The organism is Trinickia sp., from assembly GCF_051953955.1.
Taxonomy (GTDB): domain Bacteria; phylum Pseudomonadota; class Gammaproteobacteria; order Burkholderiales; family Burkholderiaceae; genus Trinickia.
This window is the reverse complement of sequence record NZ_JBQCIF010000031.1, coordinates 42,343-57,730: the sequence shown is the minus strand read 5'-3', so window position 1 is coordinate 57,730 and position 15,388 is coordinate 42,343. Positions and strand designations below refer to the sequence as shown.

The window sequence follows — 15,388 nt, the reverse complement described above, 5'->3', positions numbered from 1 at the left end:
GCACGAAACCATCGTAGGGCAGCGCGGTGCGATGCGGTAGCCACGCGCAGGCGCGCACCGTGTTGCCGTTTGAGCAGCAATCGGCAGCATTCAACGGTGGTCGCAGAGAGGGGGGGCGATCGACGGCGGCGCGCGTGCCGCCGCCGGTTACGCGTTGCCTCGCAGCGCGGCGGCAACGCGCTGCGCGCCCCGATCGATTTCATCTTCGTCGAACGGTGCGAAGCCCATGACGAGCGCTGGATCGTGACGATCGCGCTGGCTTTGCGCATACTGTCCCAACGGCGAGGCGTCGATGCCGGCGCCATGCAGTCTGCGCACGGCCGTCTGCTCGTCGTGCCGCAGCAACCGGCCCACGACGTCCAGGCCTGCTCGGGCGGATCGGACCTCGATGAGATCCGGCCAATGCTCGATTGCAGCGGATTCGAACGCTTGCGCGCGCGCCGCATAGATTTTTCGGGTGCGGCGCACGTGGCGATCGAAGTGCCCGTCGCTCATGAAGTCGGCCAGCACCGCTTGCGTGAGACCGCTCGTACCGCGGGACGTGATCGAGACGGCTCGAATGAACGGATCGACGAGCCGCGGCGGCAGCACGACGAATGCAAGCCTCAACGAAGGAAACATGAGCTTGCTGAACGTGCCCGCCATGATGACGTGCGAGTCGGCCCCGGGAAGCGCCCTGAGTGCCGGCAGCGGTCTCGAGGCGAAACAGTATTCGCTGTCGTAATCGTCTTCGAAAATGATTGCGCCGTTTTCCGCTGCCCAGCGCAGCAACGCCGTGCGCCGCTCGGTCGACATCGGCACGCCGAGCGGTGCATGTCGCGACGGCGTGACGTAGGCGAGCGCAGCCGAGGCGGCCTGACGAATGCCGTCTTGCACGCATAGACCGTCGCGGTCGACGGGAACGTCCACCAATCGCACACCGCTCGCGTGCATGAGCTGCCGCGCGGCCACATAGCCCGGGTCCTCCATCCACACGCGATCGCCGGGCTCGGTCAGCAGCCGCAAGCTGAGATCGAGCGCCTGCTGCACACTGCCGACGACGACGACTTGCTCCCACTGCACGCGTACCGCGCGCGCTACCGCGAGATGTTCCGCGATTGCCGAGCGCAATGCCGGCAGTCCCCCAGGGCTCGTTTCGCCGAGCGTGGCGAGCCGCGATTGCCTGAGATGGCGAGCGTGAAGTTGCCGCCAAAGATCCACCGGAAACAGGCGGACGTCACCGCGATGCGGATGAAATGGCTTCGGCAATGAATTCGCCGCTGAAAGCGGAAACGGGGAGGCCTGTTCCTCGAGGCGCTTGATCCACGGACCTTGCGCTTGCCGGGCCGTGCCGCTATCGACGGCCGGCTCGGATGCGGGCCAAGCTGCCACCTCGGCGCGATGCGCCCGATCGGGGATCACGCTGCTCACGCGTGTGCCGCTGCCTTTGCGCGTGAGGAGATAGCCTTCGGACAGCAGGCGTTCGTAGGCGCTTGCAACGGTGCCTCTCGCGAGGCCGTATTGCTGCGCAAGGGTGCGGGTGCCGGGCAAGACGCTGCCGGCCGGCAGGCGCCCCGCGACGATGGCCTCCCTCAACGCACCGTACAGCCATTGCTGCAAGCCTGCCTTCGCATCCGGCGCGCCCAGCGCAAGCGACCATACGACGTTGGGCCGGCCGCGCCCGGGCGATTCCGTTGGGGTTTCACATCGATCGTTCGTCATCTGACAGGGTCGTGCATGAGCGAGCCGGGCAAAGTGGATCATGCCACGAGTTCGAAACTGGCTCATTACATGCCGGCCCTTCGGCTTCAATATGCGAACAGGCGTTTCGTCCGTGAGCCCGAGAGCCCGTCTGTCCGTCAGCCTCTCGGCCTCGGTCAGGCTGCCGCTGCGAGGTAGTCAATCGACGACGGTCACGATGTTGACGGTTCCTTGCCGGGCCATCTTCGCGTAAGGGCACAGCCGCTCGGCGTTGCGAACCAGTTCCTCGGCGACGCGGTGTTCGACGCCCGGCATCCGCACGCGCAGATCGATGACGAGCGCATAGCCGCCGTCCATGGGATCGCGGCCGAACGACACTTGGACTTCGACGACATTGTCGGCCGTCTCCATCGCGGCGCGTTTCGCGAGCAGATTCAACGCCCCGTGAAAACAGGCGGCGAATCCGGCGGCGAACAATTGCTCGGGATTCGTGCCGCCGCCGGGGCCGCCGAACGCGGTCGGCAGCCGCAGGTCGAGCACGAGGTTGCCGTCGTCCGACCGCGCCACGCCGGACGCGCGTCCGTGCCCCGTCTCGCCGCCCGAAACGGTCACGGTCGTCGTATAGAGAGGATGGAAGTCTTTGCCGCGGTACTTGTCCAGCAAGGAAAGCGGTGGGGCTTGGAGTTTTTTGTCGTCCATTGGAGGCTTACTGTTGCATGACGGTCGGTTCGGCCCTTCGTTATCGGGTAGTGCGGCGCAACGCAACGCGCGCTGTCCGATCGATGGTAGGGCATCGGCGTCCGTGGCGGTAGGTTCAGGATGAGACTCACGGTGTTTCCCGGTCGACACCAATCGAGCGGGGCGGCGTTGCCGGTTCGGCAACGATCCGGCCCGTTCCCTCTGCCCCGAAACGTCGTTTCGTATTCAATTCGATCTGTTCTACACTGAACAGTTACCTATCGCGCGCGCGTGATCGGCTGGAAGCCGAGCCGAAGGCTGGGCTGACAGCTCGGCACGCCCGCTATTGGAGCATTCAATGGATCGACAGGAAATCCCGCAGCGCGCTTTCCGTGTCGGCTTGCCGAGCCACGCTGATGATTTGTCTAATTGTTTCGCGACGAGTTACGCGGGCATCATTGCATTCATGGCCGTGGCGACCGAGGGAAGCTTTGCGAAGGCGGGCGAGCGCTTGGGCATTGGGCGCTCGGCTGTGTGCCGAAACGTGCAGAAGCTCGAAGCGCAATTGAGCACGCGCCTATTTCTTCGGACGACGAGAACGACGCATTTGACGATCGAAGGCGAGCGATTCTTCGAAAATTGCCGCCAGGGCGTGACGCATATCGTGGAAGCCGTGAACGACATGCTCGATCGCCGCGAGGGGCCACCGCGCGGCTTGGTCCGCGTTTGCTCGACGGTAGGCTTCGGCAGGAAGGTCGTGGCGCCGCTGCTCGAGAAGTTCATGACCGCGTATCCGGACATCACCATGGAGCTGCTGCTCGACGATCGGCCGACAGATTTCGTCTCCGAGCAGGTCGACGTGGCATTTCGCGACGGACGCATCGAAGATTCGAGCATCATCGCGAAGCAATTGATCCCGATGGAAATGGTGCTTTGCGCTTCCCGGGCCTATATGGAGAAGCGAGGTTTGCCGGACACGCTCGAAGACCTGGACGAGCATGACTGCATCAATTTGCGATTCTCGGGCGGCCGCATCCTCGAGTGGGAGTTCAAGGTCGACGGCCAGATGCATAAGTACCAGCCGACGGCGAGGCTGACCTTCAACGATGCGGACCTCGTCCTGAAGGCCGTCCTCGACGGACATGGTCTCGCTCAAATGCCCGGCTATCAGATTCACGACTACATTGCCCGCAATGAACTCGTCATCGCATTGAAGCGGCACGTACCCGACGATCGCGGCCATTACATTTGCTACTTGAGCCGCCAGCACATGCCCTCGCGCATCCGTGCGTTCGTCGATTTCATGACCGACGAGATTCGCGCACTCGATCTGCTCTGCTTGACCGACCTCTGAGCGCCTCTCGACAGGCGCGCTTCGTATCCACATCAACGTCCGCACCACGTCCACATCCGCATCCGCATGACACCGGTGAAGCCCGGTCGCGACGCGCATTGGTGCTGCGAAGGAAACGGTGAGTGTGCCTGCACAGGTCTTCCGCGAGCGAGGCACCCCACCTACGATTGCGTCATGGCAACGCAGCCGGTCTGATCGAATTTACACGGCGATCGATATGTCCAAGCGTCCGCGCTTCGGAGGGCCTCGCTTTGCCTTCGCCCCTGGAAGGGATGACTGTCGCTTCGATGTGTTCCGCAATGAGCCTTTCATCGGCATCGAACGCATCGCAGGCAATGAAATCGAGTGGCCGTCATGGATACGCTATCGATCGATCGACGTTCTGCATTGTGCGGCTTGGAGGCGGCGTGCGCCATCGAAATCGGCGCCCATCTCGTGAGCGAGCGTGCGGGCTATACCCATCACGGAATATATGCGGGAGAGGGACTCGTGATTCACTACGGCGGTTTCGATCATTCGACGACACGGCGTGCGATCGAGTATGTCCCGTTGCACGGTTTCGCAGCGGGGCGAACGATCAGGGTGCGCGCCGAGCCCGATGCCGTTCATGCCGGCGCGGCTGTGGTGGAGCGCGCCAAATCGCGCTTGGGCGAGGATCGGTACCGGCTCATGACGAACAACTGCGAGCATTTTTGCACTTGGTGCCTGCTCGGCGTGGGGCGCAGCGAACAAGTCCGTCGCTGCCTGCGCAATCCTTGGAGGGGCCTGAAGACGTTGCTTGCGCTCGCGCGAACGACGCGCTTCTTTCATGACGGCTTGCGCCGGGCTTGCCGAAAGATCCGAATGCCATCTTCTTCGATCGGTCCGCGCTCGAACGACGCTCGACTCGCGAGGGCCTAGCACGCCGTGAGCCTCGCACCGAGAACGGACTTCGCTCCAAATCATCGATTCAATTAGGATTCCTAAGGGATAGATCATGAACCAATCCAAGAGCGCCTCGGCTGTAGCCCCTTTGACGGGCGCGCGGTTCGCGTTAGGCACGTTTGCCGTGGCGCTTGCGACCTTCATGAATGTACTCGACTCGTCGATCGCGAACGTCGCGATTCCGACGCTGTCGGGCAACCTCGGCGTATCCGTCGATGAAGGCACGTGGGTCATCACGCTGTTCGCCGCGGCGAATGCGGTGTCGATTCCGCTGACGGGATGGCTCACGCAGCGCATCGGCCAGGTCAAGCTGTTCGTCGGGGCGATCTTGCTGTTCGTGCTGTCCTCCGCGGCCTGCGGACTGGCACCGAATCTGTTGACGCTGCTCGCGGCGCGCGTCGTGCAAGGCGCCGTTGCGGGGCCCCTGGTGCCGCTCTCTCAGGCGCTCCTGTTGGCGTCGTTCCCGAAGGACAAAGGCGCGAGTGCACTATCGCTGTGGGCGATGACGGCGACGGTCGGTCCGATCGCGGGGCCCGCACTCGGCGGCTGGATCACGGACAGCTTCAGCTGGTCCTGGATCTTCTACATCAACGTGCCGGTCGGCCTCTTCGCGGCGGGCGTGATTTGGGCGATATACCGCGACCGCGAGACGCCGGCCCGCAAGCTGCCTATCGACAAAGTCGGTCTGGTGTCGCTGATCGTATGGGTCGCCGCGCTGCAGATCATGCTCGACAAGGGTAAGGATCTCGACTGGTTCGATTCGCCGGTCATCGCAGTGCTGGCCGTCGTCGCTGCAATCAGCTTCGTCTTCTTCCTGATCTGGGAACTGACGGAGGAGCGGCCCATCGTGGACTTGCGCTTGTTCGCGGGCCGCAATTTCCTTGGCGGCACCGTAGCGATTTCGGTGGCATTCGCGATATTTTTTGCGAACCTCGTGGTGTTGCCGCAATGGATTCAGGGCGATCTCGGCTACCGCGCGGTCGATGCGGGGCTCGTGACCGCTCCGCTCGGCATTTTCTCGGTCATGCTGGCGCCGGTGATGGGCAAGGTCATGCCGCGCTCCGACGTGCGCGTGCTGGCGACCCTGGCATTTCTCGGCTTCGCCGGCGTGTTCTTCATGCGCGCGCATTACACGACGGGCGTCGATGCCTACACGCTCGTGCTGCCCACACTGCTGCAAGGTATTCCCACTGCACTCTTCTTTACGCCGTTGACGGCCATCATCCTTTCCGGACTGCCCGTCGAGAAGATTCCGTCGGCGGCCGGTTTGTCCAATTTCGCGCGCATTTTCGCGGGCGCCGTGGGCACGTCGTTATTGAGCACGGGGTGGAACGACCGCACCGTGTTTCATCACGAACGCCTCGCGGAGCAGACGAGCGCGACCAACCCGAATTTCGTTGCCGCGATCGACGGCCTGCAGACGACGTTGCATGCGAGTGCGGGCAAGGCCACCGCCTTTTTCGCCGCATCGCTCGAGGGGCAGGCTTCCATGCTGGGCTTGAACGACATCTTTTGGCTGTCGTCCGTCATTTTCGTGTTGATCGTCCCGTTGATCTGGCTGACGAAGCCGGTCAAGGGGGGAGGCGCGGGCGCGGCAGCCGCGGGCGGCCATTGAGCGTCGCGCGCGTGGCCTTGCCGCATTTCTTCACTCATCGATTGGATAGAGCCGGAAAATGAACTCGCAGACTTTTGGACCCGGCGCGAGCACGCATGCGCTGAGAGTGGGTGTATCGGCAATTTGTGTCGCGGCGTTGTCGGCTTGCGCGAACTACGCCGGCATCCACAGCGATAAACGGATTGCGCAGCCGCGGCAGTTCGAAACGAACCGCAGCCTACCGGCGGAGCACGGTAGCTGGCCCACGGCCGACTGGGTACGCCAATTCGGCGATGCGCAACTGTCGGCGCTCGTCGCCGAGGCGCTGCGCAGCAGCCCGACTCTCGAGCAAGCGGCTGCGCGCGTGCGGCTGGCGTGGACCTACAGCGACACGGCCAAGGCAGCCACGCTGCCGCGCGTCGATGCCAATTATTCGCTGACGCGCGAGCGATACAGCGGCACGGCGCTCGTTCCGCCGCCGGACGGCGGATCGTGGCAGACCGAGAACAAGGCGCTACTGGGCCTCTCCTACGACCTCGACCTCTGGGGCAAGGAGCGCGAAGCCTTGAAGTCCGCGATCTCGCAGGCGCAAGCGAGCGAGGCCGACGCGCAGTTCGTCAAGCTGACGCTGCAAACCACGATCGCACGAAGCTACAACCAATTGGCGCGCCTCTATGCGCTGCGAGACATCGCCGTGCAGGAAGTCGCGCGCCGCGAGCAGATCGATCGCATCACGGCCGGCCGCATCGCGACGGGACTCGATACGCAGGAAGAACGCAAGATCGCGCAAGCCAATCTCGCGACGAGCCGAGCCGCCGTTGCCGCGCTCGACGGCAATATCTCCAGCACGCGCTATCAGTTGGCCGCATTGATCGGCGCCGGACCTGACCGGGGGCTTTCAATCGCACGCCCGGCGCTCGGGAGCAGCGAGGAAGTACGCCTGCCCGACGATCTGCCGGCCGATCTGATCGGACGCCGGCCCGATATCGTTGCCGCGCGCTGGCGCGTCGACGCGATCACGCACGACGTGAAGGAAGCGAAGGCCGAGTTCTATCCGGACATCAACTTGAGCGCGGCGATCGGTCTCGACGCGTTCGGCTTCGGCCGCTTCCTGACGGCGGCGAGCCGAACGGCGTCAGCGGGCCCTGCGATCCATCTACCGATCTTCGACGCCGGCGAGTTGCGCGCGCAATTGAAAGGGAGGTATGCGCGGTTCGACGATGCCGTTGCCGCCTACGATCAAACGCTCATCACGGCGCTGGCCGATGTCGCCACGCAGCTTGGGCGGATTCGCTCGAGCGATGCGCAGCTCGTCGAAGCGAAAGCGGCGCAGCAGGCGGCCCGGAGCGCGGACGCATTGGCGATCACCCAGTACAAAGCCGGGCTGACCAACCAGTTGACCGTTCTCAACGCGGACCTCGCGGCATTCGGCGCGGACCAAGCCGTGGCCAACCTCGAAATGAACCGCCGTGACCAGCAGATCGCACTCGCGTCCGCGCTCGGCGGCGGCTATGTCGATGCCTCCGCCTCGGCGGCTCTCGCGGATGGCGCGGCACGGACCGGCTCCGTCACCGCCGCTCGCTGACCGGCGGAACGCGAATCATCAGGAGATTGAAATGAGCGACACCACGACTCCGGGGCTCGAACGAGCCACTTCCCGCCGCGACGGCGACGATGATCCCGCAGGTGAACGCGGCTCGACGGCCACGCATCGCACGGGCGCAACGCCGCCCGGACGGCGCAAACGGTGGTTGGCCGTACTGGCGGCGGCCGTCGTGCTGGGCGGTGGTGCTTACGGCACCTACTACTACGCGGTGGCCCGCTATCACGAAACGACCGACGACGCCTACGTGAGCGGCAACCTCGTGCAACTGACGCCGCAGGTCACCGGCACGGTGGTGGCCGTTCGAGCCGACGACACGCAGATCGTCAAAGCGGGGGAGGCGATCGTCTCACTCGATCCCGCCGATGCGAAGATCGCGCTGATGAATGCCGAAGCGGCGCTTGGCCAGACCGTGCGCCGCGTGAGCCGACTTTACGTCGAGAATGATTTCTATCGTGCGACTGTCGCGCAGCGCGTGTCGGATCTGGCTCGGGCCAACGACGATCTGCGGCGTAGGCAGGCGGTCGCGAGCACCGGCGCCGTATCCGCCGAGGATATCGCCCACGCCCGCGATGCCGTCAACGCCGCCCAGGCCGCGCTCGATGCGGCTCGTCGGCAGGAAGAGGCGAACCGCGCATTGACCGACCGCACGAGCGTCGCCCAGCATCCCGACGTCCAGGCTGCCGCATCGAAGGTGCGTGATGCCTATCTGGCCTATGCTCGCGATACGCTGCCGGCGCCGGTGACGGGCTATGTCGCGAAGCGTTCGGTTCAAGTCGGTCAGCGAGTCGCACCGGGCACGCCGTTGATGGCGATCGTGCCGCTCGATGGCGTATGGATCGACGCGAATTTCAAGGAGGTCCAACTCCAACGGATGCGTATCGGCCAGCCCGTGAAATTGACCGCTGACGTCTATGGATCGAGCGTCGAATATCACGGCCGTATCGAGGGCTTCTCGGCGGGGACCGGCAGTGCGTTCGCCACGCTGCCGGCTCAAAATGCAACGGGCAATTGGATCAAGATCGTGCAGCGTTTGCCGGTTCGAATTCGAATCGACCCCAACGAGCTCGCGGCGCACCCGTTGCGGATCGGCTTGTCGATGCAGGCAGACGTCGATACGCACGACGATGCCGGCACGCAGCTCGCCGCCGCGCAAAACACGACCTATCGCACCGATGTCTTCAGTGACTCGGGCTTGCGAGCCGATGCCGAGATCGCGAAGATCATCGAACGCAACGAGGTGTCGAAGCATTGAAGCCGCTAAAGAAAACCGCGAAATTGCCGTAGAGGGGGATAGCCCAATCGATAACTAGCGGTGATGCCCCGACCCCCCTTATTCAGCCCAACGCGTGCTTTTTCGTTGGTCGCCTTCGTCGTCGTGATATGCATGGCGCGAACCGCCCACGCCGGGGATGTCTCTTCGATGTTCACGCTCAGCGGGTTCGGCACGCTCGGCGCCACCTATTCGAGCCTGCGCACGGCCGATTACGCGGGCGCCGCTTTCGAGCCCTACGGCGCCGGGGCGAGCCGCAACGTCGACTTCGGCGACGATTCCCGCATCGGCGTGCAACTGACCGCTCGATTCACGAGCAAGCTGTCGGCGCTCGTCCAGGTCGTCTCGCACAACAACTACGACAATAGCTTCACGCCGACGCTAGAGTGGGCGAACCTCAATTACGCCTTCACGCCCGACCTCAATGTGCGGGTCGGCCGCATCGAGCTGCCTACGTTTCTGACGTCCGACTACCGGGAAGTGGGCTATGCGAACCCCTGGGTGCGCGTGCCGCCCGAGCTGTACGACGTCGAGCCCATCACGAACAGCGACGGGGTCGACGGATCGTACCGGATGCACTTCGGCCCGGTGACGAACACGTTGCGCCTGGTCTACGGCGAGAGCTCGTTCCATGCCGTGCCGGGACCGCTGCGCGTGCGAGGCACCGGCATCTTCGGCGTTTTCGATACCGTGGAATATCGCGCGTTGACCGCGCGCGTCGGCTATCTTCATGCGCATGTGTCGGTGCCGTTCGCGAGCGGGATGTCGGCGGCGGTGTATAGCGCGGCAGCCAGCCTGGATATGGAGCATGGGTTCGTGCAGGCGGAGATCGCGCGCGCGACCGTGGCGGGTCTGACGCCCGGTTATATCGCCGGCTATGCCACCGCGGGCTGGCGCATCGGCAAGCTCACCCCTTACGTGACGTATGCGGTGGAGCATTCGCTCGATCGTCCCGTCGTCTTGCCGAACTTCAATACCGGCCAGCGTTCGGCCTCGGCCGGGGTGCGCTGGGACTTCGCGAAGAACGTCGATCTGAAAGTGCAGTACGACCGCGTATGGACGCCGGCAGGCTCGACGGGGCTCTTCATGAACGAGCAGCCCGATTTCCAGCTAGGCAGCGGCACCCACGTGGTTACCGCGACCCTCGACTTCGTCTTCTGATAGGGCCGCGATGAGACACTCGATACGGATTCTCTGGACGGCTTTCGTCGGCACCGCGCTTGGGCTTTGCACCTCGCTGAGCCACGCCCAGCTCGTCGTCATCGTTTCGGCGAAGAGCTCGGTCAGTGCGCTCTCTGAGAACGAAGTGGCCGACATCTACCTCGGGCGCACGAGCCGGTTGCCCGGGGGCGCCGTGATCGTGCCCGTCGATCTGGCCGACGATGCGGCCAACCGCGCGAAGTTCTACCGGATCGTATGCGGCAAGTCGCCCGCTCAATTGCGCGCCTATTGGTCGAAGCTCGTTTTCACGGGAAGCGGGCAGCCGCCGCGCGAAGTCGCGGATACGGATGCCATGAAAAAGCTCGTGGCGAGCCGCACGGGCGCGATCGGCTACATCGATAGCAGTCAGCTCGATGCCAGCGTCAAAGCTGTGTTGACGCTGCGTTGACCTCGGAATGACCGTGCTTCAGCGTTCCTTGACCGATTCCGATGAATGATAAGAAACCTACCCTAGGCCGCAGCGGTCGCGCCGTGCTCCATTCGGCCGAGGCGCACGCGCGCGCGTTGATTGGGTTCGTGCGCCCGCGTTTGGCGGAGACTTGGGTATGGTTTCCGCTGTTTGCCGTCGTCGTGCTCGCGCTCGTCTGGGGCGCATTGATCGGGGTGCTCGAGGTCGAGCAGACCGAGATCACGCTCGCTGCGGCCAAGTCGAGCCGGGAACTCGCCGATACCTACGAAGCGCAGGTCGTGCGCAGTCTCGTTTCGATCGATCAGACGCTGAAGACGGTCGCCTATGCCTACGCGGTGAGCGGAAACGCAGTCCTCACCGATCTGCAGAACCGCGACATGCTGCCTTCCGCGATCGTCTTCCAAATGACGATTACGAACAGCCGCGGTGACGTGATGGCCAGCACGCGTTCCGCGTCGCCGACGAACGTTGCCGATCGAGCGTATTTCTCGAAGCAGCGCAGCGGCGATCGACTGTTCATCGGCCGCACGAGCACCGACCCGGCGACGAACGCGCCGGAACTCGTCTTCAGCCGCCGGCTCTCGAGCGCCTCGGGCGAATTCGCCGGCGTCGTCACGCTTGCCGTCGATCCGTCGTATTTCACGAGCAGCTACGATGAACTGCGGATGGGCCGGCACGGCTTCCTCGGCTTGCTGGGCACGGACGGGACGATGCGCGTGCAGCAAACCGGGCTGGACGTTTCGTGGGGCGCACGCGTGCCGTTCGGCTTCGATACCGCGGATGCGACGGAGGAAGTCGCGGTTCAGCCGTGGGACGGCGGCGTCGAGCGCTTCACGAACCTGCGCGCGCTGCATGGTTTCCCGTTGATCGCGATCGTCGGGCTGTCGCGCGACGAACAGCTCGCGCGCTATCGGCACGATCGATGGGTCGACATCGGAGAGACGGCCGCCGGCAGCGCTTTGCTCGTGGTGCTCACGACGATCCTGAGCCTGAAGAGCCGTGAATTGTCGCGCAGCCAAGCGCGCGCCCGGCGGTTGCGGCAAACGTACTTCGCGGCATCCGATGCGAGCCTGGACGCGTTTTTCGTATGGGACCGCGTGCCGAGCGGTAGCGAAGGCGTGGGCAAAACAGGGCTGCGGGCATCGCAGCGCGCCGATTTCCGCTTCGTGTTGCGCGACGTCAGCAGACGAGGCCTGGAGATGATGGGCAAGCCGCGCGACGCGCTGCTCGGCGCGGCATCGGACGAGGTGTTTCTCGATCTCGGCGAAATCGCAATGGCGCGCGAGTTCGCGCAAGTGTTCGAAACGGGCGACGTGGCGGAACGCGAGTGGCAGCAGACCCGCCCCGACGGTTCGCGCGTTTGGCTGCATCGGCAACTGGTTCGCGTGGAGGAGGGCGTGGTCGCGATCGTGCGGGACGTCACCGCGCGCAAGCGGGCGGAGGTCATGCGCGCGGAGCAGAACCGCGTGTTGGAAATGATCGCGACGAGCACCCCGCTCGAGGACGTGCTGAGCGCGCTCATGCATTTGCTGGAATCGCAGATTCCGGACAGCGCATGCGTGGTCATGCTGTGCGACGAGGACGGGCTGCATCTGCGCGTCGGCGCCGCGCCGAGCCTGCCGGCTGCCTTCAGCCAACTCGCGAACGGTTGGCGGATCGGCCCCGAGGGGGAGCCCAGCGGTGTGGCGGTCCATACTCATCAGCCCGTATCGATCGCCAACCTGCTCGCCACGCCCCATGGCGACTTCATGCGCCAGGCGCAGATGCCCGAATACGACGCTTGCCGATCGATGCCGATCCTCTCGCACGGAGGGCACGCATTGGGGGCGCTCACGGTGTTCGTGCGCGGCGAGCGCGCGCCCGACGACATCGAAGCGCAAACGATGGCCATGGCGGTCCGTATTGCCGGCATCGCGATCGAGCGCACGCGAGCGGAAGACAGTATTCGTCACATGGCGAATCACGATGCATTGACAGGGCTGCCGAACCGGACGCTGCTCGCGGACCGCTTGAGCCAGGCATTGCTGCATGCGCGCCACTATGAGAGCAGCGTCACGGTAGCCTTCGTCGATCTCGACAACTTCAAGCTCATCAACGACAGCCTCGGCCACCACGCCGGCGACGAACTGCTCAAGACGATCGCCGCCCGCATGCGCGAGTGCTTGCGCAGCACCGATACGGTCGTGCGCCTGGGCGGGGACGAATTCGTGCTGGTGCTGTTCGACGATTTGCTCGAAGAGGACGACTTGAGAGTGGTGATCGAGCGGCTGCGCAAAGCGATATCGGAACCGGTGCAGTTGAATGGACAGACCTACAAGGTCACGTGCAGCATGGGTTTCGCCCGCTATCCGGGCGACGGAGACGATGCGCAGACGCTGCTCATGAACGCCGACGCGGCGATGTACCGTGCCAAGGAACTGGGCCGCAACAACTTCCAGTTCTATACGTCGGAAATGAACATCAAGGTGCACGAGCGGCTGCACCGCCGCGAGCAATTGCGCGTGGCGCTCGAAGAGGGACAGTTCCGCTTGGTCTATCAACCGCAAGTCGACGTGCGCACGGGAATGATCTTCGGCGTGGAGGCGTTGCTGCGTTGGGATCATCCGGTGGAAGGGACGATCTCGCCGGCCGATTTCATTCCCATTGCCGAAGAGACGGGCTTGATCGTGCCGATCGGCGATTGGGTGCTTCAGACCGCGTGCGCCCAGAATCGCCGCTGGCAAGACGAGGGGCTGCCGCCGATCACGATGTCGGTGAACGTCTCGGCGCATCAATTCCTGCAGAGGCGGTGGATCGACGAGGTCGCAAGAGCGCTTGCACGCACCGGTCTCGACCCACGGTACCTCGAGTTGGAACTGACGGAGAGTCTGATCATGCGGGATCTCGACGCATCGATCGAAACGATGCAGCGGCTGCAGCAAATGGGGGTACGGCTATCGATCGACGATTTCGGGACCGGCTACTCGAGCTTGAGCGCATTGAAGCACTTTCCGGTCGGCCGGCTGAAGATCGATAGGTCGTTCGTGCAGGAGCTGCCGCATGGAGAAGACGACAAGGCGATCGCGATCGCCGTGATTTCGCTGGCGCAGCGCCTGAACTTGAGCGTGCTCGCCGAAGGGGTCGAGACGCAAGCGCAAGTCGACTTCCTGACCCACCACAACTGCCACGAGATCCAGGGCTACCACTTCAGCAGGCCCGTGGCGCCGGGCGACATCGAAGCGATGCTGCGCGGTGCCGCGGGGCCGGTCACGGCGTAAGCGGTGGCCGGGCAAAAGCGTACGAAGCGCATGAAGCGCAGCGATCAAACGTACAGTCCCATGCGGGACATGCTGGCCGTGAGCTGCTGCGGGGAAATTTCCACCGCCTGCTGGCCGCCGCCCCGGATCGGCAGCAGTACGGTAGGCACGCCGCTCAGCTTCGTGGTCTGAAAGCCGATATCGACGAGCGATTGATTGAGCGCCGTATGAAAAGCGGTTTTCTTGAAATCTTGCATGACCGCTTGCGTATCGATTCCCTGATTCTCGAAAACCCAGCTGTAAAGCGCCGGCAGCGTGCGTTTGAAGATGCGGCGGTGATGCTCGCTGATGAAAAAATCGGAGAATTTGACGTATTGGTCGATTCGATTATTGAGAAAATCGCGGGTTTTACGCGCGCCGAGAAAAGCGCCTCCAATGCCGGGACTCGTCTTCTTATATCCGGGCATCTTCGCTTTCATCTTCGCATATAGATTGCATTGCTCGAGCCCGTTGTAATCGGGTGACGGCGGGGCCGTGAATCGCGTGCCGAAGTGATCGAGGAATTTCCATGCGAGAAACCACACCATCTGCGCCGCTTCCCCCAATTCCTTTTTTACGGTCTTGTCGAGGTTGACCTGGCCGCCGTGGTTGCCGGGGAACGGCACGTAAATTGCGTTCGTCTCCGCATTGGTGAACGTCACGCGCTTGATGTCCTGCGGCTTGAAGAAGCCGCGCGTTTCGTGCATCGACAGCACGGCCAAATAATTCTTGACGTTCCCGCGAATCGTGCGCGTATCGTCGTCGCTCTTGTTGCCTATTCCGGCAACGGGGTCCACCGCGAAGATGTTGATGGCGATATCGGGAAAGATTTCCCGCAGCTTGTAGGCGAGCTTCGTGCAGGTGACCGCGCCACGGCTCCATCCGAGCATGTTGATGGTTCGCGGTGCGGGATTCAATTCCGCAATCGTCGCGACGGCGTGCATGACGTTATCGTCCCAACCGGCTCCCGTCATGACTCCGGTGGCTTGCCAATTATGATGGGTGTGCCCCATCTCCTTGCTACCGAAAAACGATTTGGCTTGCTTGTCGCGCGTGAACGGATTGAATTGTCCCGGTATTGCGCTCGTCGTTGGGTTGCTGCCGGGGCCGTCGCATATTAGGAAGTCTCGATACTCGACACCGGCGGCAAGGCGGCCGAATTCCGCGACGATTTCCCCCTGGCCGTCACGGCTGGCACACGTTCCGTGATTGAAGACAGTAAATACTGGCGGCGTGAACGCAGGCATGATCATCCCCCGTGAGCGGAACGGCGTGGCTCGTTGGTTAGGGTTTCCCCGGCCACAGGGGGCTTGGCGGCAACTCAACTTGCGACCGCAGCATAGCAGCGCGCTCGGCCGCGTTGCAATGAGCGAATGA

General features: G+C 63.6%; 11 protein-coding genes. 8 read left to right on the top strand and 3 right to left on the bottom strand.

Annotation, left to right across the window (positions count from 1 at the left end; all coding sequences use genetic code 11):
- Positions 1 to 147: 147 nt before the first annotated feature.
- Both pdxR and ACTHNZ_RS06910 read right to left on the bottom strand, forming a co-directional pair.
- Positions 148 to 1,701 carry a MocR-like pyridoxine biosynthesis transcription factor PdxR gene (pdxR, locus tag ACTHNZ_RS06915; RefSeq protein ID WP_440541759.1) on the bottom strand — a complete coding sequence of 518 codons (1,554 nt, stop codon included), beginning with the start codon at positions 1,699 to 1,701 and terminating at the stop codon, positions 148 to 150.
- Between the two features lie 177 nt (positions 1,702 to 1,878).
- Positions 1,879 to 2,379, bottom strand: coding sequence for an Ohr family peroxiredoxin (locus tag ACTHNZ_RS06910; protein WP_440541758.1), 501 nt, complete (start codon positions 2,377 to 2,379; stop codon positions 1,879 to 1,881).
- A gap of 337 nt (positions 2,380 to 2,716) precedes the next feature.
- Here ACTHNZ_RS06910 and ACTHNZ_RS06905 point away from each other — a divergent pair, with 337 nt between their 5' ends.
- The 8 genes from ACTHNZ_RS06905 (at position 2,717) to ACTHNZ_RS06870 (ending at position 13,993) form a co-directional block, all read left to right on the top strand.
- Complete coding sequence (locus tag ACTHNZ_RS06905; RefSeq protein WP_440541757.1) at positions 2,717 to 3,712, top strand: LysR family transcriptional regulator; 996 nt, start codon at positions 2,717 to 2,719, stop codon at positions 3,710 to 3,712.
- A 354-nt stretch (positions 3,713 to 4,066) separates the two neighbouring features.
- Entirely contained in the window at positions 4,067 to 4,612 is a 546-nt protein-coding gene (locus ACTHNZ_RS06900) for a lecithin retinol acyltransferase family protein (protein WP_440541756.1), read from the top strand.
- 76 nt (positions 4,613 to 4,688) lie between these two features.
- Positions 4,689 to 6,251 carry a DHA2 family efflux MFS transporter permease subunit gene (locus ACTHNZ_RS06895; RefSeq protein ID WP_440541755.1) on the top strand — a complete coding sequence of 521 codons (1,563 nt, stop codon included), beginning with the start codon at positions 4,689 to 4,691 and terminating at the stop codon, positions 6,249 to 6,251.
- Positions 6,252 to 6,309: 58 nt separating this feature from the next.
- On the top strand, positions 6,310 to 7,815 hold the full coding sequence (locus ACTHNZ_RS06890) for an efflux transporter outer membrane subunit (RefSeq protein ID WP_440541754.1): 1,506 nt from the start codon (positions 6,310 to 6,312) through the stop codon (positions 7,813 to 7,815).
- Between the two features lie 31 nt (positions 7,816 to 7,846).
- On the top strand, positions 7,847 to 9,088 hold the full coding sequence (locus ACTHNZ_RS06885) for an HlyD family secretion protein (protein WP_440541753.1): 1,242 nt from the start codon (positions 7,847 to 7,849) through the stop codon (positions 9,086 to 9,088).
- Positions 9,089 to 9,256: 168 nt separating this feature from the next.
- On the top strand, positions 9,257 to 10,267 hold the full coding sequence (locus ACTHNZ_RS06880; RefSeq protein WP_440541752.1) for a hypothetical protein: 1,011 nt from the start codon (positions 9,257 to 9,259) through the stop codon (positions 10,265 to 10,267).
- A 10-nt stretch (positions 10,268 to 10,277) separates the two neighbouring features.
- A complete protein-coding gene (locus ACTHNZ_RS06875) occupies positions 10,278 to 10,715 on the top strand; it encodes a phosphate ABC transporter substrate-binding protein (RefSeq protein ID WP_440541751.1) in 438 nt (145 codons plus the stop codon).
- A 41-nt stretch (positions 10,716 to 10,756) separates the two neighbouring features.
- Positions 10,757 to 13,993, top strand: a complete 3,237-nt coding sequence (locus ACTHNZ_RS06870; RefSeq protein ID WP_440541750.1) for a bifunctional diguanylate cyclase/phosphodiesterase — start codon at positions 10,757 to 10,759, stop codon at positions 13,991 to 13,993.
- Between the two features lie 44 nt (positions 13,994 to 14,037).
- Here the strand turns inward: ACTHNZ_RS06870 and ACTHNZ_RS06865 are convergent, their stop codons facing one another.
- The gene (locus tag ACTHNZ_RS06865; protein ID WP_440541749.1) at positions 14,038 to 15,258 is read right to left on the bottom strand and encodes a DUF5621 domain-containing protein; all 1,221 of its coding nucleotides are present in this window, start codon (positions 15,256 to 15,258) and stop codon (positions 14,038 to 14,040) included.
- Positions 15,259 to 15,388 lie beyond the last annotated feature (130 nt).

Excerpts from the sequence above, each read along its gene's own strand:
- ACTHNZ_RS06875 (WP_440541751.1), top strand. The coding sequence starts at position 10,278 with ATGAGACACTCGATACGGATTCTCTGGACGGCTTTCGTCGGCACCGCG.
- ACTHNZ_RS06895 (WP_440541755.1), top strand. The coding sequence starts at position 4,689 with ATGAACCAATCCAAGAGCGCCTCGGCTGTAGCCCCTTTGACGGGCGCG.
- ACTHNZ_RS06880 (WP_440541752.1), top strand. The coding sequence starts at position 9,257 with ATGTTCACGCTCAGCGGGTTCGGCACGCTCGGCGCCACCTATTCGAGC.
- ACTHNZ_RS06910 (WP_440541758.1), bottom strand. The coding sequence starts at position 2,379 with ATGGACGACAAAAAACTCCAAGCCCCACCGCTTTCCTTGCTGGACAAG.
- pdxR (WP_440541759.1), bottom strand. The coding sequence starts at position 1,701 with ATGACGAACGATCGATGTGAAACCCCAACGGAATCGCCCGGGCGCGGC.
- ACTHNZ_RS06865 (WP_440541749.1), bottom strand. The coding sequence starts at position 15,258 with ATGCCTGCGTTCACGCCGCCAGTATTTACTGTCTTCAATCACGGAACG.
- ACTHNZ_RS06890 (WP_440541754.1), top strand. The coding sequence starts at position 6,310 with ATGAACTCGCAGACTTTTGGACCCGGCGCGAGCACGCATGCGCTGAGA.
- ACTHNZ_RS06900 (WP_440541756.1), top strand. The coding sequence starts at position 4,067 with ATGGATACGCTATCGATCGATCGACGTTCTGCATTGTGCGGCTTGGAG.
- ACTHNZ_RS06870 (WP_440541750.1), top strand. The coding sequence starts at position 10,757 with ATGAATGATAAGAAACCTACCCTAGGCCGCAGCGGTCGCGCCGTGCTC.
- ACTHNZ_RS06905 (WP_440541757.1), top strand. The coding sequence starts at position 2,717 with ATGGATCGACAGGAAATCCCGCAGCGCGCTTTCCGTGTCGGCTTGCCG.
- ACTHNZ_RS06885 (WP_440541753.1), top strand. The coding sequence starts at position 7,847 with ATGAGCGACACCACGACTCCGGGGCTCGAACGAGCCACTTCCCGCCGC.